This window comes from Listeria grandensis, from assembly GCF_014322885.1.
In the GTDB taxonomy this organism is placed as follows: domain Bacteria; phylum Bacillota; class Bacilli; order Lactobacillales; family Listeriaceae; genus Listeria_A; species Listeria_A grandensis.
The window spans coordinates 170,242-190,362 of sequence record NZ_JAASUG010000007.1; the positions used below are offsets into that span (position 1 = coordinate 170,242).

At 42.7% G+C, this 20,121-nt stretch carries 14 protein-coding genes and 1 pseudogene; 5 read left to right on the forward strand and 10 right to left on the reverse strand.

Annotated elements, in window-relative coordinates; translation table 11 throughout:
- Positions 1-126 precede the first annotated feature (126 nt).
- From HCJ54_RS15725 to HCJ54_RS15630, 4 genes and pseudogenes are all read right to left on the reverse strand, one after another.
- Positions 127-3,252, reverse strand: a complete 3,126-nt coding sequence (locus HCJ54_RS15725) for an immunoglobulin-like domain-containing protein (RefSeq protein WP_187137672.1) — start codon at positions 3,250-3,252, stop codon at positions 127-129.
- A gap of 63 nt (positions 3,253-3,315) precedes the next feature.
- Positions 3,316-3,810, reverse strand: coding sequence for a DUF4352 domain-containing protein (locus HCJ54_RS11080; protein ID WP_187137673.1), 495 nt, complete (start codon positions 3,808-3,810; stop codon positions 3,316-3,318).
- A gap of 79 nt (positions 3,811-3,889) precedes the next feature.
- Positions 3,890-4,852 carry a glycosyl hydrolase family 18 protein gene (locus HCJ54_RS11085; protein ID WP_187137697.1) on the reverse strand — a complete coding sequence of 321 codons (963 nt, stop codon included), beginning with the start codon at positions 4,850-4,852 and terminating at the stop codon, positions 3,890-3,892.
- Between the two features lie 51 nt (positions 4,853-4,903).
- Positions 4,904-6,070 (reverse strand): annotated as a pseudogene (locus tag HCJ54_RS15630) (immunoglobulin-like domain-containing protein); the annotation flags it as partial.
- 361 nt (positions 6,071-6,431) lie between these two features.
- Here HCJ54_RS15630 and HCJ54_RS11090 point away from each other — a divergent pair.
- Complete coding sequence (locus tag HCJ54_RS11090; RefSeq protein WP_187137674.1) at positions 6,432-7,178, forward strand: LytR/AlgR family response regulator transcription factor; 747 nt, start codon at positions 6,432-6,434, stop codon at positions 7,176-7,178.
- 214 nt (positions 7,179-7,392) lie between these two features.
- Here the strand turns inward: HCJ54_RS11090 and HCJ54_RS11095 are convergent, their stop codons facing one another.
- Entirely contained in the window at positions 7,393-8,604 is a 1,212-nt protein-coding gene (locus HCJ54_RS11095) for a pyridoxal-phosphate-dependent aminotransferase family protein (RefSeq protein ID WP_187137675.1), read from the reverse strand.
- Between the two features lie 310 nt (positions 8,605-8,914).
- Between HCJ54_RS11095 and HCJ54_RS11100 the strand changes: the two genes are divergently transcribed.
- On the forward strand, positions 8,915-10,534 hold the full coding sequence (locus HCJ54_RS11100) for a PucR family transcriptional regulator (RefSeq protein WP_185409461.1): 1,620 nt from the start codon (positions 8,915-8,917) through the stop codon (positions 10,532-10,534).
- Between the two features lie 25 nt (positions 10,535-10,559).
- Here HCJ54_RS11100 and HCJ54_RS11105 read toward each other — a convergent pair whose 3' ends face one another.
- The 4 genes from HCJ54_RS11105 to HCJ54_RS11120 form a co-directional block, all read right to left on the reverse strand.
- Positions 10,560-10,889, reverse strand: a complete 330-nt coding sequence (locus HCJ54_RS11105) for a cyclic-di-AMP receptor (protein ID WP_036082595.1) — start codon at positions 10,887-10,889, stop codon at positions 10,560-10,562.
- 112 nt (positions 10,890-11,001) lie between these two features.
- Entirely contained in the window at positions 11,002-11,628 is a 627-nt protein-coding gene (tmk, locus tag HCJ54_RS11110; protein WP_185409462.1) for a dTMP kinase, read from the reverse strand.
- 132 nt (positions 11,629-11,760) lie between these two features.
- A complete protein-coding gene (locus tag HCJ54_RS11115; protein ID WP_187137676.1) occupies positions 11,761-16,095 on the reverse strand; it encodes an LPXTG cell wall anchor domain-containing protein in 4,335 nt (1,444 codons plus the stop codon).
- 196 nt (positions 16,096-16,291) lie between these two features.
- Entirely contained in the window at positions 16,292-17,656 is a 1,365-nt protein-coding gene (locus HCJ54_RS11120; RefSeq protein ID WP_187137677.1) for an aminotransferase class I/II-fold pyridoxal phosphate-dependent enzyme, read from the reverse strand.
- Between the two features lie 109 nt (positions 17,657-17,765).
- On the opposite strand from HCJ54_RS11120, the gene dhaK reads away from it, so the two are divergent.
- Genes dhaK through dhaM form a run of 3 tightly spaced genes read left to right on the forward strand, consistent with a single transcriptional unit; the run spans position 17,766 to position 19,742 of the window.
- A complete protein-coding gene (gene dhaK, locus HCJ54_RS11125; RefSeq protein ID WP_187137678.1) occupies positions 17,766-18,758 on the forward strand; it encodes a dihydroxyacetone kinase subunit DhaK in 993 nt (330 codons plus the stop codon).
- Positions 18,759-18,769: 11 nt separating this feature from the next.
- Complete coding sequence (gene dhaL / locus HCJ54_RS11130) at positions 18,770-19,366, forward strand: dihydroxyacetone kinase subunit DhaL (RefSeq protein WP_187137679.1); 597 nt, start codon at positions 18,770-18,772, stop codon at positions 19,364-19,366.
- 1 nt (position 19,367) lies between these two features.
- Positions 19,368-19,742: a dihydroxyacetone kinase phosphoryl donor subunit DhaM gene (dhaM, locus tag HCJ54_RS11135; protein ID WP_036067657.1), complete on the forward strand. Its 375-nt coding sequence runs from the start codon at positions 19,368-19,370 to the stop codon at positions 19,740-19,742.
- A 47-nt stretch (positions 19,743-19,789) separates the two neighbouring features.
- Here the strand turns inward: dhaM and rpsN are convergent, their stop codons facing one another.
- Positions 19,790-20,059 carry a 30S ribosomal protein S14 gene (rpsN, locus tag HCJ54_RS11140; RefSeq protein ID WP_036067659.1) on the reverse strand — a complete coding sequence of 90 codons (270 nt, stop codon included), beginning with the start codon at positions 20,057-20,059 and terminating at the stop codon, positions 19,790-19,792.
- Positions 20,060-20,121 lie beyond the last annotated feature (62 nt).

Here is a 20,121-nt window from a genome sequence, read left to right on the forward strand (position 1 = left end):
TGTTACGGTCTTAAATGTATCTTGATTTATTTAGATTATCTTCCCACACATTCACAAAAAATATCGCCTTACCCCAAAAATAGGTTCGGCGATATCTTCTTGTTCAGTGTCATTCCTATCAATTTTTTACTTGCTCGTCACATTGATAATTTGTTGATTAATAAGATTGCCCCTTGCATCAAGGGCTAATAGCGTTACTTTTTCTGCTGTATTCTTGATCTTGCCGTGCGCATAGAAGGAAATTTTCCCATCCGATACGCTACCACCACTATAAACGGTATCGCCTACTTTTAACTGTACGCGGCTTACATTCCCAGTGTATGTGCCTTCTAAATATCTACTTTCGCCTAGAACATAGTTGCCAACATTAATTGTACCCGCACCATCTAGATTTTTTAGCGGTACTTCTTTACTTGCTACCTCATGGCCTACCGAGTTGAATGCTTTTACTGTTACTTTATTGTAAGAACTACGAATCTTATCTTTTGCATAAAACTGGAATGTTCCATTAGCGACTGTACCACCTGCGTATTCGCCACCTTGATCGCCTTCTACAACAAGCTTAATTTTCGCAACATCACCTGTAAAAGTACCTGTGACATAACCATCTTGATATACTACAAATTCATTCGTCGTGATATCACCTGTGAGCAATGGTTTTACTTTTACTTCTTGCTGAGCAATTTTATTGCCGCGCTTATCGTATGCCACTAATACTACTTTAGCCGTTGTCGTTCTGATTTTATCCATGGCATAGAATGAGATTTTACCACCTGTTACTGATCCGCCAGCGTATTCGGTATCATCCACTTGCAATTTCACTCTGGAAACATTTCCTTGGTACGCGCCTTCCACGTATTTACTTTGTCCAAGGATGTAATCATTCACTAAGATGGTTCCTGCGCCATCTCCATTTGTTAGAGCTACTGTTTTGCTAGCCACTTTTTGGTTGGCTGCATTATATGCTTCCACAATTACTTTGTCGTAGGAGTTGCGGATTTTGTTAGTAGCATCAAATTGGAACGTTCCATTATTGTTAACTGTTCCGCCTGTGTATTCTGCATCTGCAACAATGAGTTTGATTTTCGCTACATCACCTGTGAACGTTCCTTTTACGTATGAATCTTGATATACGACAAATGGATCTACGGAGATATTTGCATCAACACTTACATCGGTATTTGCTTCTACTGTAATTATCCGTTTTACGCTAACTTCTTCACCTGCTGAATCTTTAACGCTGTATGTTAGTGTGTATACGCCTGCTTTTGATGTGTCCACACTACCTGTGACTTTGATTTGGGAAGTTAAGTCCAAATCTTCTGCATCCGTTGCTGTGACTCCTTCTAACGCATTGAAATTGTCTCCAACTTTAATAGTTTTATTCGTCGCGCCTTTAATTTCTGGCGGAGTATTTTGGGTACCATACACGAGTTGTTTACCTAATTCACTGCGATGTGTTGTCATGCGTTGCGTTAAGTGAATCGTATCCACATTAGTTTGTTTGGCAGTGCCTGTTGTAGTTAATTTAAATGTATAGCTTCCCCCTGGTAAGATTGTTTTACCGTCATATACACTTGAAAGATCTACAGTCGCAATATTTCCTGTTTGGGATACAGAGCCTGCATGATTATCTCCTGCTGATAGGCGCTCGTTAGTGTTTAGGGAAATATAGAATTTTGGTAATTTGATAGTGTTAAATGCTGATTCAACGGCTTTTAATACTGGGCTAGTTTCTTTAGCCGTCGCTTTATTTCGGATATTCACTGTGTAGGCATTCGCTGATGTTCCTAGTGTTACTTCTACATCTTGGTTGGCATAAACGATTTTTTGGTCTGGTAATTTCTCAGTGCCTTCCAGTCCAACTTTAATTGCTTTTGTTAGTTCATCGCGTTTCGTCGAGCCTGGGCTTACTTTATCTTGAGATTGCATCCATGAGATCATGCCGCCGAGGTTTTTATTTTTAACGTAGTTTGCTTTTTCGGTAACAGAGCGTACATTGTCAAACGTGAAAAATTGTCCTGTTACTTCACTGTACAGATATGGTGCTTTGGCTACGTCATCCCAATATTCTTTCAGGCCTGGTACGCTTGCTTTTAACTTGTCAATATTACGATAAGCCCATGTTCCTGATGCACGTCCAAAATCTCCGATGACCATATCGATTTCATTGACTGTTCCCCATGTCGGTGAACCATCTGAATCAGCAAAATCTTTCGCTGCTGGTTGAAAAAGACCAGGTTGTAGTGGATTATTACCTTTTTCAACAGTGTTCCAGCCACGAGAATAATAGGCTGCACCGATGACGATTTTTTCTGATGCTGCGCCTTTACTCGTTAAATAATTCACGGTCTGATCCACAGAAAGTCCATTAGCATAGTCTGGATTATTCGGATTGCCGTATAGTGCGGAATGGTGATTACTTTGACCTTCCCAAGCACCGTGCATATCGTATGTCATGATGTTAGCAAAATCAACAATGTTAAATAGTGCTTTAACATCGATTCCTTCATCAAGTTTTGATTTTGGAGCTGGTAACGCGACTGTTAATTCATATGTTTTCTTCAACTCAGAGCCTTGTTTATCGAGCGCGGTACGTAGTTCTTGCAAGAGTTTAATATAGTTTTCTTTATCCTCTGGCCTAGAATTCGGTGTTCCTTCATCATTTTTATTATCAACGTTGTCTGGGGCGCGTACAGAGGCCGGATATTCCCAGTCAACATCGACGAAATCCATATTCGTATATTTGATGAATTTCATTGCATTAGATACAAAATTCGCGCGTTTCACTGGATCAGCAGCTACTACTGAAAAGTCGCCTGATTTCGACCAACCACCTAGTGATACCCCAATTTTCATGTTTGGGTTGTCTGCGCGTAGGGATTGCAATGTGTTTAAGATACCTGATGTAGGACCTGCCCAAGGTACATCTGTCTCACCAACGCCTGAGTTGATCGCTGCATCTGTATCTGTAAATTGGAAGTTCCCATTACTATCAAAATCAACAAATGCAAAATTCAAATGTGTCAGTTGATCTGCTGGAATATCTTTCGGATAAAAATTATCTTGTCCTCCCCAGATCGACCAGTCTCCATAGTACATCACATTTCTGTATTTCGCTGTTGTTGCTTTTTCTTCCACGGCGCTCACTTGTTCCGTTTGTGGTACATAAAACACGCCCACTAACGCGATTAAAAACGCCTGCAATACGAGCATTGTACTCATTGCTAATTTAATTGATCGGTTTTTCACAATAGTTCCCTCTTTTCTGTATAATTATTAAATCTTAACGGGACAAGCCCAGAATCCCCAATTTCATTGGATATCTAATTTCCAAGTTGCTTCCACCTTATTTTCGGGTTGATATATTAAATTCACCTGACTAATTGTACTCGGCAAGCTAAAATAGGCACTTCCTTTTAACGTGTGTTTAGGTGCCACAACATCGCCAAAATTGATTTTAGTACCATCGATTCTATATTCTGAGCCATCATTTGCTTCTATCCTGAAATCATTTGCGCCAATACCTTGTTCCTGTGAGGCGTTATTTGTTAATTCTAATTTTAGCTCTATATTCGTATTTTTCTTGGTAGTGGTTTGTTTCATTTGGGTTACTGTCATTGTGATTTTTCGCGCCGTTTTTGTAAGTTTGGCATCTTGTGTTTGTGGCTTTTTCGTAGCCTCCACTTCACTAATTTTAGCTTGATCCGCCTTTAATGCATCGCTATCTATTTCTTCTCGTACACCGCTACAAGCAACTACAGTAAAAATTGTACAAAAAGATATGACATAAAATATTCCCTTTTTCATTCTGTATCCCCTAATCCTTATTTCGTTATTTCAGGAAGAGCTGGCTGAAATATAGAGATATCCAGCCAGCTTTCTTGAATCATTTCATCGTTTGAGTCGTTTTAAATAACATCGGTGCGTAGCGGTTAACGAACTCCCAATTGTATGCTTTTCCGTCTTTATCTTGACCAGCATCCCAGTTAACAGACCATGTCATCAAGCCTTTGATTGGATTGCCTTCTGCCGCTAGTCGGTCCATTGCTGTTTTAACGTGAAGCGGGTTGATTACGTAGCCCGAAGCTGCTGCGTCATTATTTGTTGGTAAACCTAGCACTAGTTTATTAGCTGGAATTTTTAAGAATCCTCTTGTGCCTTTAGATAAAGAATCGGCCATGTAGTATAGAAATTCTGCTTTTAGATCATTGTTTGACTGGGTTAACCAAATATTTAGTTCATCCACCCATAGACCATCGCCACTTTGGTTGTATAACTGCGGATTAATCCAGTCATAGTAGCCGTCTAAACCTTTGATGTACGCTTCGTATGCTGCGCCTGGTTTCAAGTACGGAAACTCTGGTGCCATTGTGATTAAGAAATTTTTGTTCTGCGCTTTGTAATGTTGTTTGACTTCGCGTAATGCTTCTGGAATAACTGTTTCGTTGTCTCCAGCTGTAATAGCTGACTGCTCTAAGTCGATATCTAGGCCGTCAAATCCGTATACGTCTACCATCCGAATAATTTCTGCCACGAAGGCTGCTTTATCGGCTTTTTTTAGTTCGATGTGTGCATCTGCACCGCCTAATGCCATGATAACTGCTCTGCCTTCTTGATTTAGCTTCCCAATTTGGTCACGGAATTCGGCATCGGTCATATTGTAGGGCTTAAAGGTCGGGATCGTTCCGTTGCCTTCTGATTTCATAAATGAGGCATCGATAACATTGTATTCCTTGCGAATATCTGTTAAATCCATTGCCGCAGAGGAGCCTTGCTTGTAACCGTCTTTATTGCCAGCTGGCCAATTGTGCCAATATCCTACGAGAACTTTATCTTCTGGGTTGACCATTTCTTCTGCTGGATCGGCAGGAACCACTTCATCTTTTGTTTTGACGTTCACCGGTTGTTCCACTATTTTATTGCCGCGTTTGTCATAACCGATTAACGTTACTTTATCCGTCGTATTTGTGATTTTATCAACTGCGTAAAAAGTGATTTTACCACTGGATACGGTTCCTCCAGTAAAGGTATTTTCGCCTATTTTAAGACGTACACTTGAGATATTGCCTGCATACGTACCTTCTACATTGCTGCTTTGGTTCAATATAAAATCATTCGTGGTAATCGTGCCTGCACCATCTGCGTTTTTGATTGTCACGTCCTTACTATCTACTTCGCGACCTACCGCGTTGTATGCTTTTAGTGTGACTTTGTCGAAACTGTTACGAATTTTATCCTTGGCGTAAAACTGGAATGTGCCACCGCTTACAGTCCCGCCTTTATACCCCTCAAGATGTCCTTCCACAAAGAGTTGGACTGTCTTAACATCACCTGAAAACGTTCCTTGTACGTAGCTATCTGTATACAATTCAAATTGGTTTGGTGTCAGTGTACCATCAAGTTCTCCCACTTTAATAGCTTGTTCCGTTATTTTATTGCCGCGTTTATCAAAACCTATTAGTGTTACTTTATCTGTCGTATTTCTAATCTTATCTAGCGCGTAGAAACTGATTTTGCCGTCAGCTACTGTCCCTCCCGCATACTCTGTTTCACCAACTTTGAGGCGGACTCTTGAAATGTTCCCTACGTATGTGCCTTCCACATTTCTGCTTTGGCGCAGTAGAAACTCATCCGTACTAATCGTTACTTCGCCATCTGCATTTTTGAGCGTAACAATTTTACTATCTACTTCTTGACCAGCGGCATTGTATGCTTTTAACGTCACCTTATCGAATGAATTGCGAATTTTATCTTTTGCGTAAAACTTAAATACACCGGCATTCACAGTTCCTCCAACATATCCTGTACTTGGCCCGCCTTCAACAAATAGTTTGATTGTTTTAATATCGCCTGTAAATGTTCCTTGTACGTAGCTATCTGTGTATAGTTCAAACTGTTCTGGTGCAATTGCAGTTGTTGTAGCTTTACTTGTTAGATTGACTGGGCTTTGAGTATGCAGCTCCGATGCGTTCGCCGTTAGTGATAGCGGCGCGGAAGCAACCACACTTGCCACCATCGTCACGCTTAATGCTTTGCTTAACTTAGTCACCAATTTCTTCTTGTTCATATTTCCCTCCCAATTTCTTTTTTGTAAAACTTACTACTTCGTTCGTAGCTTTATATGTCTCATTATAGATAAGTCTTTGATTAACTCAATATTTTTTCGCAATATGGGTCGATTTCAGCCTCAATTGAGATACCAAATTGTTTTTAGCTGGTTTAACTTGTAAAAATGCATAAAAAAAGATCGCCGATTTTATAGAGTATCAACGATTTTATACTTATTTTTTTCCAAATTTACTACCATCTCTTGATTTGCGAAAAACTAGCCTTCTGCTACTAGATTTTGCTATAATTTACGTATATCTTAGTCCGCGATAAAATGATGATCTTCGTACTTTATTACACATGAAAGGAAATGAGTAATTATGCAAATTTTTATTGTAGAAGATCAAGTTTTACAGCATGATGCGCTAGTAACGATGATCCAAGAAATTATTGGCGCTTCTAATTACCCATTCGAACTTAACCAAATCACGGCGCCTTCCGTCATTCTGGGCGAAATAAAAAACATGGAGCCACCCCATATTTATTTCATAGATATTGATATACAGACACCGAAGCCCAGTGTTGATCTTGCTTTAGAAGTCAGAGAACTAGATGTTCATGGTTATATTATTTTTATAACGAGTTCCGCTGATACATTGTATGAGATTATGGAGCAATATATCATGCCTGCCGCCTATGTAGTGAAACATGAAATGGATAATTCACTCTGTAAAGCTGATATTGCCGCTGCGCTCGAATTAGTATTTTCTCGAGAAGAACTACGAAAAGGCATGAAAATGTATACTTTTATTGCGGATGGCAGGGAAAATTCTGTAGCCTATGATGATATTCTTTATTTTGAAACCATATCTCGGACAAAAAAAATCACCATGTATACTCGTAATGGAACCTACACTATTGTTGATTTTTTGAAAAATATTAAAAATTCTCTTTCTGGTCACGCACATTTTTCTGGGGTAAACTCCTATGTTATTAATTTAACCAATGTCGTCAGTATTGACCGGACAAATGGCGTTATTGTGCTTGTAGATAATACGAAAATCTATGCAGGGCGTCGAGTTATTGGTACGGTTTATAAGGAGTTTCAGGCATTACATATGCCTTGAGTTTACCGCTACATTCAGATCCCGCGCCAAAAGGAGCTGGGGCATAACCCAGATAAATCGGCGAAAAGCGCTTGCATTCAGGGAGTTTGGCGGACTCCCTGAATACAAACGCTTTCGCTCGATTTGTGTAAAACAAAATTTTCGTCCTACCCAAAGTAATGGGTTGGGCGATTTTGCTATATCTTGAGTTTTATCTCAGATTCTTTTTCGTTATTTAGTTCTCACTATAAAATTTCAACGCGGCTTGTGCTGCTTCGCCTTTTGCGATTTTGCCCCCGTGGAATGTGATCGAGGCTTCTAGTGCGTTCAAAGTATGCAGGACATTCTCTTTACGGCTACTAAAGCCCATGTTTCCAATGCGCCATATCTTGCCGGCAAGAGCACCGAATGAACTCGCAATTTCGACACCGTAGTGGTGCAGTAATGTCGCGCGAACGGCCTCTCCATCAAGTCCTTCTGGAATGTTAACACACGTTACCGTCGGCATTTTGCTAGCCATATCGCCGAATAGCGTTAAGCCCATCGCATTTAGACCGGTCATCATCGCTTTTTCATGTTTGCGGTGACGGGCAAAACGGTTTTCTAGCCCTTCTTCGTGAACAATGCGCAAGCCTTCGCGTAATGCATAAATCATCGATGTCATCTCCGTATGATGGTTGATATGCTTTGGTCCCCAATACTGCTGAATTTGGCTGAGATCTAGGTAATTGCTCGAAATGAAGCGGTCATTTCGAACATCTTTTGTTAGGCCGAGCTCAACCTGGTAACGGGATGCGAGAATTTTCTCGACTTTTGCATTATAGGTTACTGGGGCCATCCCTGTTGGGACGCTGAGGCATTTCTGCGTTCCGGCAACGGCGATGTCTACTCCCCACGCATCGGTTTGGAAATCGGCTCCGGTGAATGTGGCTACGGCATCGACCATGAATAGAACGTCGTTTTCTTTACAAAATAACCCGATCTCCTTCAAGTCTTGCATTTGGCCTGTCGATGTTTCGCCGTGAACCATGATGAGCATTTTTGGATTGTAGGCTTTGATTTCTTCTATGACCTTCTTCGGATCAAAAATAGTGCCCCATGCTTGCTCGACGATTTTAACTTGCGCGCCTGCACGTTGCGCGAGTTCCGCCATCAAAAAGCCAAATCGGCCAAAAGATGGTACGAGTACTTTGTCGCCAGGCTCGATGATGCCGCAAACGGCTGCTTCTAGTCCTGCGCGGGCTGTGCCATCAACGGCGAGTGCCCATTCATTTTCAGTTTGGAACGGTAATTTCAAAAGGTTCGTTACGTCGTTCATCATTGCGAAGAATTCTGGATCGTATTGTCCTAGAATTGGTGTGCTCATTGCTCTTAACACCCGTGGTTCGGCTTCCACTGGGCCCGGAGTCATAATTGTCCGAATCGATGCTTGTAGTTCTTTTACCATACTATGTTCCTCCTTCGATATTAAAAAAGAGCGGTTGGTCGTTTATGTACATTTATTCACAACGTTACTTGGGAATTCATCATACACTCTCCATTGACCGACCGCCACAATAGCTATGCTTCTGCTTTTATTTTAAGATAATTCTAAATAGGAAACATTAGTCAAGTAGCACGAAAAGATAGAGGTGTTTTGTCCATAGTAGACAATATTTTCTAACGACAAATGAGGCATTTCTATAGTACAATTGAGGGGACTAAACTTTGGTGTGGTCTGATGCTTGGTCGTCCTGCCAATGGAAGGGGTTTTTACAATGACAACGATGTCCGAACTATTGCTAACGCCAAGGTTTTCTAATATTGAAGTGATTAATGCGGAGGCTGATCTCGAAAATCTGGTCGATACGATTGAGATTTCGGAGACGCCCGATATTGTTGCTTATTTGCCTAAAAATACGTTTTTGCTCACAACTGCGATGGCTTTTCAGAACGATCCGGAGGCACTGTGTAAATTGATTGAAGATTTGCATCGTTTGCCGGCTGCGGGGCTCGGGATTAAGTTGGGGCGGTTTATTGATAAGCTAGATCCGATGGTAATCGCGACGGCGAACCGATTGCAGTTTCCGATTTTACGGATTCCGCTTACGGTGACACTCGGCACGATTTCTCACCAGTTGTTGTCTTATATTTGGGATCATCAGACGGAGAAATTCCATTATGCAATTGATATTCAGCAGAAGTTTTCGAAAATGATGATTAAGGGCGCATCGCTTCAGTCGCTCATTCAGAATTTGGGTGGTATTTTGAAGCGACCGGTTGTTTTGATTAACCCGTTTTTGGAGGTCGTAGCAAGTACACAGCACTTTAAACAAGCGAGTTATGCAACGACTTTGGATGATATCCATGAAAAATTAAAAAAAACGCCGGAACTCATAAGTGAGATGACGTTTTTGCTCGAAAATGATTCGTTGTTGATCTCGGTTTTCCCTGTGAAAGTGACGACGTATTATCCGTATTTTCTGGTGATTTTAAAGGCGGATCAAATTCCGTATCCGTTCTCACAGCTAGCGATTGAGCAAGCGAACACGATTATTTCGTTTACGATTTATAAGAATCAGAAATTGGCGGAGAGTAATCGGACGTTGCGTGGGAAATTTTTCACGAAGTTGTTGCAAAAGGGTGAGGATGATGCGGAGTATACGAGGAACTTGTTGGATTACGGGAAAGGTTATGGGTTGTTGCCCTCAGATTATTATCGATGTTTGATTGCGGGGATTGATGAGAGTTCGATGGCTTTGAAAAATTTGACGCTTCAAGAAGAGATTTATTCGCTGACGTATGAGTGGTTGGAGCGGGAATTGCATCGGAATTTTGAGAACGCACTAATATTTCCGCACCCGACGGAAGATAAGTTTATTATTTTGTTGCAGCAGCATGTGGTGGATTTAAAAGAGCGCCTGGTTGCGATTCAGACAGCGCTTGACCGGCTGTTCCCGATTTCGATTTCGTTTGCGGCGGGTAATGAGGTGTATGAGACGGCTTCGATTCATTATTCTTACATGGAGGCCGTTGATACGTATCGGCAAAGTGAGAAGGACCACTACCATTCATTTGTGCATTTTTATGAGTCGAAGGGTATTATGGAGTTGATGCAATTTATTCCGGTAGAGCAGATTCAGCATTTTTGTTTGTTTACGTTGAAGACGCTTGCGTATCCTCAAAATGAGATGCATCAGGAATTGCGGCGGACGTTGCAAGTGTATTTGAGTTGTCAATGTGAGATTACAGAGACGGCGAAACAGCTTTATATTCATCGGAATACGGTGAAGTACAGAATTGCGAAATGTGCGGCGTTGTTGGATCACCCGATTACGCATGCTGATTTTTCATTGAAGCTACGGTTGGCGTTGTTGTTGTCGGACAAAAAAGGTTGAGCCAGAATTTCTAGCTCAACCTTTTTTAGAATTGTTGAAACTGATCAACAGGCATGACAAACACTGTCGCGCCGCCAACTTGGACTTCAATCGGATACGGCACATAGGTGTCTACCGTCACACCAAGCGATGCAGCGGGGCTCATGATTTGTTCGCGAGCTTTGCAGTTATTCTTAATAATTTCAAGCGCGGTTTCGACTTGCTCGTCTTCCACACCGATAATAAAAGTCGTGTTTCCTGCTTTTAGAAAGCCACCTGTTGATGCTAATTTAGTGGCACGGAAATTGGCATCCGTTAACGCGTCGGATAGGCGGTTGCTGTCCTGATCTTGAACAATCGCAAAAATAAGTTTCATCATTTTCCATCCCCTTACAATGTTTTTCTTTATTATATCAGAAATCAGGCGAAAGCTTTACTAATAAAACCTCCTGGCGGACGGAGCTCATCTCGATATGTAACAAGTGCTGTCAGCCTAGTCTTGCCTTTATTCGTCCGAAAATATCTGCGACGATTTCCTCGATGGTTCTTGTGGCATCAATAATTTCAATCCGTTCTGGGAACATGTCGCGCACAGTTTCATAGCCAGTTTGCACTTTGTTGTGGAAAGTCACATCTTCCATGTCGAGGCGGTTGACTTCGCGGCCTTTATTTGCAGCGATTCGCGCCAACCCAACGTCTGCTGGAACGTCTAAATAATATGTCACATCTGGCATCGTTGTTTCCACAGCAAATTGATTGATTTTCAAAACTTCGTCAATCCCAATATCGCGTCCAACGCCTTGATAGGCAAGTGAACTATCGATGAAACGGTCGCACAAAACCAGTTTCCCTTCGGCGAGCGCTGGGCGAATGAGTTCCACAACGTGTTGGCGTCTTGCACCCGCAATCAACAAAGCTTCGGTTTTCGCGTCCATTCTGCTGTCGAGATCGTTCAGGAAAATTTCCCGTACGACATCGGAAATCTTGCTACCTCCGGGTTCACGGGTTTTGACAAATTGGATTCCGGCTGCTTCTAAACGCTCTGCTAAACGTGTGCCGACCGTTGTTTTTCCTGATCCGTCTGGACCTTCTAACGTGATAAAAATACCGTTCATTTTTTTGTTACCATCCTTATTCATTTTCTTAGTTCTAAGCATACCATGAACTGGCGCAAAACGCTTATATTTATATGAAAATAGAGGTAAGAAATCGAAATTGCTGATTCCTTACCTCTATTTATTTAGTGCCTAGTCTTGTTTGCGTCGTCTTTGTAGTAATGTGCCGAATAGGATGAACGCTGAACCAAGAAGTACGTACAGAAGCGCAGATGTGTCGCCTGTTTTCGGTAGTACTTTTTTGATGATTGGTTGTGTTGGTTCTGCTTGTTTTACTTCTGGTTGTGTTGGTGTTGGCTGTTCTGGTGCCGGTTGTGCTGGTGTTGCTTGTGGTGCAGTGACTTGCAGGTTTACTGTCGTAGTTGTTGTTTTGTTATTGCTATTCGTTACGCTGTAGACAACTGGATAATTGCCTGCTTTCGTTAGATCGGCTTGGCTCGCGTCGTAGCTGACCTGATCTGTGATATCGCCGTCAACGGTATCTTGTGCGGTTACGTTTTCTAGCCACGCAACGCTCTCTTCACTTGTACCTTGCATCACGCTTAAATTTGATGCTTCCAAAATTGCCATTTCGGCTGTGACTTCGATTTGAACCGTTTCTACAGTTGTTTTGCCGTTGCTGTTGTTCACGCTGTAGTGAACTGGGTAGATGCCTTCTTTTTTGAAGTCTACGTTCGCATAATCAACCGTCACGTCGGAACTCAAATCACCATCTACTTTATCGGTTGCAAAAACGTCATCGAACCAGCTGATTTCTTCTGATGTTGTGCCGGCTAAAATGGATTTGTTTACGGCCGTGATGACTGGGTTTTCAGCAGTGACTTGTAGGTTGATTGTGGTTGTTGTTTCTTTGTCGTTGCTGTTTGTCACGGTATAGCTGACTGGATAGTTGCCTTCTTTTTTGAAATCTACTTGACTGTAATCGACGGATACGTGTTGCGAAATATCACCGTCTACTTTATCAGTTGCTGTTACATTTTGGAACCATGGGTATTCTTCGCTCGTTGATCCTGCTAAAACGCTGATATTGCGTGCTTCGATGACTGGATTTTCGGCGGTCACTTGTATGTTCACGGTTTGCGTTGTTGTTTTATTATTGCTGTTTGTGACCATGTATGTGACTGGGTAATTGCCTTCTTTGTTCAAATCCACGCTGCTGTAGTCGATTTGGATTTGGTCGTTGATGTTTCCGTCTGCTTTGTCTTCGGCGGTAACGTTATGGAACCAGGCAATGTCTTGTTCTTTTGTGCCGGCAATGATTGCTAGGTCGCTTGCGTAAAGGACTGGATTCTCAGCAGTTACTTGCACATTGATTGTCGTTGTTGTTGTTTTTCCATTGCTGTTGGTCACGCTATACGTTGCTGGATAGTTGCCTTCTTTTTTGAAATTCACTTCGTCATAATTCACTGTAATGTCGGTGCTGATGTCTCCGTCTGCCAAATCTTCTGCGGAAACGCCTTGATACCACGCGATATCTTGCGCATCAGTTCCTGCGATAATGTCGAGATCCGTTGCTGTTAAAACGGGTTCTTTGGCTATCACTTGCAGGTTAACGGTGCTAGTCGAGGTTTTACCATTGCTGTTCGTCACGGTGTAAATGACTGGATAATTCCCCTCTTTTTTAAATTGAACCTTTGAAAAGTCGACCGTTACGTCTTTACTGATATCGCCGTCTGCTTTATCAAGTGCTGTTATGCTTTGGAACCACGAAATGTCTGTGGCTTTTGTTCCTGCGAGAATGTCTAGATTGCTAGCTTGCAGAGCAGGTTTTTCAGCGGTAACCGTGATGTTGATTGTTTTTGTTGTCGTTTTGTTGTTGCTGTTTGTGATTGTGTAAACGACTGGGTAGCTACCTTCTTTTTTGAAGTCTACTGCGCTGTAATCTACCTTGATGTTGGCGCTAATATCACCATCTGCAAGGTCGGTTGCGGAAACATCTTGGAACCACGGGATTTCATCCGGTTTCGTTCCAGCGATTGTCGCTAAGTTTGTTGCTTGGAGCACTGGATTCTCCGCGGTAATGTTCATGTTGACTGTTTTGCTTGTTGTTTTGTTGTTGCTGTTTGTTACGCTGTACACGACTGGATAACTGCCTTCTTTGTTAAAATTGACTTGGCTGTAATCCACTTTTACATCTGTGCTAATATCGCCGTCTGTTTTGTCGGTTGCAGAAACACCTTGGAACCATGTGATATCTCCTGCTTTTGTGCCAGCTAATGTGTCTAGATTGGCGGCTTGCAATGCAGGGGCATCTGCGGTGATTGTGACAGTAACAGTGACTGCTGTTGTTTTGTTATTGCTGTTTGTCACGGTATACACGACTGGGTATGTGCCCTCTTTTTTGAAATTAACGGCGCTGTAATCGGCGGTTACCTCAGTGCTTAGATCGCCGTCTGCTTTATCTGTTGCTGTCACGTCTTGATACCACGCTACGTCTTCTGCTTTTGTTCCAGCTAGGAGTTGTAGGTCCGTGGCTTGAAGTACTGGTACATCAGCGCTTACGGTTACTTGGATTGTTTTCGTTGTTGTCTTGTTGTTGCTGTTTTTCACTGTATATGTGACTGGGTATTGGCCTTCTTTTTTGAAGTTTACTTTGCTGTAATCAACTGCCAAATTCGCGCTAATATCGCCATCTACTGTGTCTGTTGCGGATGTGTTTTGATACCACGGGACATCTGTTGCTGCGGTTCCTGCATTAATGGTGATGTCTTGTGCTGCGATGACTGGTAGCTTAGCTGTTACGCGCGCTGTCACGGTTTTCGTCAAAGCTTTATTATTACTATTTTTGACGCTGTAAATAACCGGATAGTTGCCTTCTTTGTTAAAATTAACTTGGCTATAATCCGCGACAAGTTGGCTGCTTAAATCACCGTCTACCTTGTCCGTCGCGCTAGCACCTGTGTACCATGGAACTGCATTTTCGTCTGTACCTGCGATGATATCAAGGTCTGTTGCCTCGATGACTGGAGCGTCGGCTGTGATTGTCATTGTCACGGTTTTCGTTGCAGTTTTGTTTTTGCTATTTGTAATCGTGTATGTGACTGGATAGTCGCCTTCTTTTTTGAAATCTACTGCGCTGTAGTCAACGGTTACTTTGTCTGAAACATCGCCATCAACTTCATCTATCGCGGACATCGTGCTCGTCCAATCGATGCCTGCCGCCGTGGACCCCGCTGTTGCGTGAAGATGACTTGCTGTTAAAACTGGTGCTTCGAAAATTCGAATTTTGGCAATCGCGCTATCGCTTGTTAGTGTTTTTGCGGCTAACTCGGTTTCTGATACTGCTGGAATTTCTAAGTGTTTATTTTTCAAGTAGGAATCGTAGTCGGCGTCGGCTTTTAGATTCGCGGTTACTTTTAACATGTAGCTATTAGAGTATAGGTTCGTATTTTTTAGTGCCGCTGCGTTAGCCGTTGCCGTCACCGTATTCGAATTTTTGTCGATAGCGATGGTGAATAAAGATGACGCGTCTTTGCCTGAGATATCTGTGATTTTAACATCTTGAATATCTAGCATATTTTCGAGCGATGTCTTCATGATTAATTTGCTCTCCATATCGTCTGTATCTCGGTATGGTACTTCTTGGATTGTCGTGTATTCTACTTGGTTATCCTCCACATTTGATGTAGCTTCGTCTGCCATGAACTGTGGTTTTGGAAAATCAATTGGCACGAGAGATTTACCGATGTAACCCATGACAAACGTTCCAGCTGCTCGCGGTGCCATAATAAGATGATCGGTTGGCCCATATATAAAAGAACCCCAACTTTCTTTAACAAACTCGTCGCTTGCAACGCCACCAGATGTGATGGATGTGGATGTTTCATCATCGCTGTATAGCAAAGTACTTTTTTCCATAACATAGATATTTTGCATGTTGCTTTCTTTAAAAACTTTCAGGCTTTCTGTGTTATCAATATCCGTGTAAGTGAAAAATCCGGATACGTCAACAGGCTGTTTCGTTTCGTGATCTAGGTATTGAATTTTAACGATAGGATCTGAGGTTGTACCTGTATTCGTGAATCTTAGGAAAGTATTGGCTGCATGACCTACTGTGATTGGTGACGTTAGTTCCAGAGGGATAAGACGAAGATCGACCCATCTCGAATTGTAAATACCAACTTTTGAAGCTTCCATATAAGTGTCTTCTGCACCTGGCGTGATTGTATTCGGTTGAAAGACAACATCGTTTGCTGGTAGTGCTCTTGCTGTACCACTAACTACGTAAGATATCTCTGTATCCGATGTAAATCTCGGGAAAAAAGAATATTGATTTGGAATGTAGAGTAGTGGATCTTTTTGTGTTGGTACTTTGATTGAGTATGGGCTATCGATGAGTTTGCCACTAGTAACTGCTGTGGCCCCAATAGTGGTACTCGTATTTTCGATTGCTAATGCTTGGTTGGACGGTACTAATGAGCTCATCCCAAGGCAAAAAATGATGATCGGGACTGCGACTTTATTCATATTATTGTTTCCTCTTTTCTTTGAATTCATTAGGTTATTCACATTTGAAATATGAGCCTTGGATTCATTATACGGGATAAAGAGGCATAGTGAAGAGGTTGATTTTGGGTTCTGAAGGGGTTTTCTGTGAACATTTTGTGAACTTTGAAAAAAGTTCTCTTTGATTATGTAACTTAACCAATGAGAACTAGTTTGTCTATATAAAAATTTTAAGTCTATCTTCGTGGAGTTTTTCGCCGCCTTGGTAATGATGCTGTTTTACGCTCAGTAGTATCTCGATATGTGCCACTGTTATTATCTCGCCAGCTAGAATAACGGGAATTCCAGGTGGATATGGGATAACCATTTCTGCTGCTGTTTTGCCAATTGTATGTTCAAGTCTTTCGAAATAGATTGAACGGGATGTATTGAAAGCTTGGATTCGAATAATTGATGGGATTATCATTGGATTTGGTGGATTTGACGTGCCAAGTTCAACACCCTTCCACTTTAGACCTGTTCTCGGTGTCGGGAATTCCATCCCCTCTTTAATTAAGGGCAGCGTAAGTAAAACATTATTAGTATCCGCGAGTTCTGGATAGTAGCCTGCTTGCTCGAATACTGTTTGAAGGTCAAAACCTGACACCCCGTCTTTGCGCACGATGAGTTTTAGTGGATCGCCGGGTGTGATGACGGTAAGCTTATTTTTTTGAAGCCAAGCTAGCCAATCTGCGCGCATTTTTTGGAATGCTTCGGTGTCTTGTTTGCTGTAATTTCCTACGTAATGCCGCGCGTAATCGAGAGACGCCATGATTAAATAGGATGGGCTGCTCGATTGCAACATTTGTAGATAGTGTGGAATCTCAGCTAATTCGTCGCGCCATTTTGGTATGTGTAAATACGATCCCATCGTCAGGGCTGGCAGGGTTTTATGCGCGGAATGAACGACAACATCAGCGCCTAGTCGGATGGCTGAGACCGGAAACACCGATGCATCCGCTTGAAAATGAGCACCGTGCGCTTCATCGACGAGCACAAGTGCGCCAAAGTCTCGGCACGCTTCAATGCAGGCTGCTAAATCAAAATCGAAACCGTAGTAGCTCGGATAGGTGAATATGACGGCGCGAATCGTTTCCATCTGTAAGGCTTCGCGTAATAGCGAGGCATCAATACCGTTCGCCGTCCCTGTCTGCGGTTCCTTTCGTGTTGCCAAATAAATCGCATGAACACCTGCCATTTCGATTGCATGCATCACCGATTTATGACAATCTCGCGTCACAATCACCGTATCACCACGCTTGCAAGTCCCCAGAATCATCGCCAAATTCCCAACTGTCGACCCATTCACTAACATGTAACTTCGATCCACATCGTAACATGTCGCAAGTAGTTGCTGCGCCTCACGTATCGCACCTTCTGGGTGATGCAAATCATCTAATCCTGAAACTTCTGTGAGATCATCACGCAAAACTTCGCGGTATTTCCCGGGAAATAATAGTCCGTTTTTATGTCCTGGCACATGTAGAGAAGCTATTTCCACGTGACGCTCCAAAGCCTCCACAATCGGCATCCCATTTTGCATCAATCATCCCTCCAATCTTATCCCATCTATTGTATCACAAACGTTTAATCTCCCACCATCAGGGAAATTTATAATTATAGTAACTAAATTCAAGGAGGAGACAGCAAAAATGAAAAAGATTCTAAATGAAGTGGATCAAGCCGTGGAGCAAATGGTCGAAGGTCTCGTCAAAACGCATCGTGATCTTATTTATCGTGTCGCAGGAACCCGCGTTATTGCTCGTAACGATAAACGTCCTGGAAAAGTTGGTCTAGTGAGCGGCGGCGGTTCTGGTCATGAACCCGCTCATGCTGGTTATGTCGGCAAAGGAATGCTGAGCGCGGCTGTTTGTGGCGACGTTTTTACATCACCAACTCCTGATCAAATTTTGGAAGGAATAAAAGCCGCGGATCAAGGAAACGGCGTGCTCCTCATCGTGAAAAATTATACGGGGGACGTGATGAATTTTGAAATGGCGGCAGAGCTTGCAGAGGCAGAAAACATTCGCGTCGCATCTGTCCTCGTCAATGATGATATCGCGGTGGAAGATAGTTCCTTTACCACTGGTCGCCGAGGTGTCGCAGGAACCGTATTTGTCCATAAAATTGTTGGCGCAGCTGCCGAAGCCGGCGCCTCCCTCGAAGAACTCCAAGCCCTCGGTGAAAAAGTCGTAGCTTCCGTCAAATCGATTGGCGCTGCCTTGTCCGCAGGAACCGTTCCCGAAGTTGGGCATCGTGGCTTCGAACTCCTAGAAGACGAGATTGAAGTCGGCGTCGGGATTCACGGTGAGCCTGGATCTAGTCGCGAAAAAGTGATGACTTCGCATGAACTTGCAAATTTGCTGTTTGCACGGATTAACGCGGAACTGATTCTTGGCGCGGATGACAAAATCGTCGTTCTCGTCAACGGTATGGGCGCAACACCACTCATGGAGCAGTACATTTTCGCCAATGACGTGCATAAAATCATCGCAGCGCACGGGATCCCCATCGTCAAAACTATCGTTGGTGATTTCATGACATCACTTGATATGAACGGCTTATCCTTAACAATTTTGAAATTAACTGACGAAAAATGGCTCGATATGTTGGACTATCCCGTCGTAACAAGTGCATGGAAATAGGAGGCGAAATCATGAATTATAATACACAATGGGCCATTCAGTGGCTGAACGATTTCAGCGAACGTATCATCCAAAATAAGCAACTACTTAGCGATTTAGACCAAGCGATCGGCGATGGCGACCATGGCATTAATATGGCGCGAGGCCTCACCGAACTCCAAAAAGCACTGGGCGAAAAAGAGCCACAAAACGTAAAAGAAGCATTCAAAACAGCTGGTATGACAATACTTAGCAAAGTCGGGGGTGCGTCTGGACCACTGTATGGCAGTGCTTTTCTCGCGATGAGTAAAACTGTGGAAACCGACACGTTGACCGAAAAACAATTCATCGAAGCTTTAGAAGCAGGGCTTGCAGGTATCGAACACCGTGGTAAATCCCATGCTGGTGAAAAAACAATGATCGATGTTTGGGAGCCCGTCATCCATGCGCTACGCCAAGACGAATTGACACCTGATGTCATCGAAGCCGCACTTCAAAAAACAAAAGATTTGAAAGCTACAAAAGGACGCGCCTCGTATCTTGGCGATCGTTCCATCGGCCATCTCGATCCAGGCGCCTACTCCTCAGCCCTTCTTTTCAAAGCCTTACTAGCACAGGAGGCGAAGTAATATGACGAAAAAATATGGCATTGTCATCGTGTCGCATTCCGCAGATGTTGCATACGGCATTCATCAACTCATCCAAGAAGTAGCGCGAGACGTTGCTATAACGCATGTCGGCGGAACCGATGATGGGAAAATCGGTACTAGTTTTGAGAAAGTAAGCACTGCTTTTGAAACAAATGAAGCCGACCATATCTATGCATTCTACGATCTCGGTAGCGCCAAAATGAACATTGAAACCATTCAGGAGATTTCCGATAAAGAGATCATCTTGTTCGATGTTCCAATTCTGGAAGGAGCTTACATCACTGCTGCCCAGCTCCAAATGGATGAGAGCACCCAGAAAATCAACGAGAATTTAAAAACAATCATCATCAAATAAAAAATGCCTCGCGCTACTCCTAAAAGTAACGCGGGCATTTTTCGGTTTTACCAGCTTGCTTTTCTTACGCCAGGAATTTGTCCTTTATGCGCATATTCACGAAAAGTGATCCGCGACATCCCGAACTTCCGCATGTAAGCACGTGGTCTACCATCTATTAAATCACGATTTTTATAACGAATCGGGTTAGAGTCTTTTGGTAATTTACTTAATCCGATCATATCGTTATTCGCTTTTAACTCACTTCTACGTTCTGCGTACTGGGCAATAAGTTGACGTTGCTTGGCGGCTTTTGCTATTTTTGATTTCTTAGCCATTCTTTGTCTCCTTTCTATAAATAGTAATCATTACGATTTACTAAGTATACGCCCCTACACTT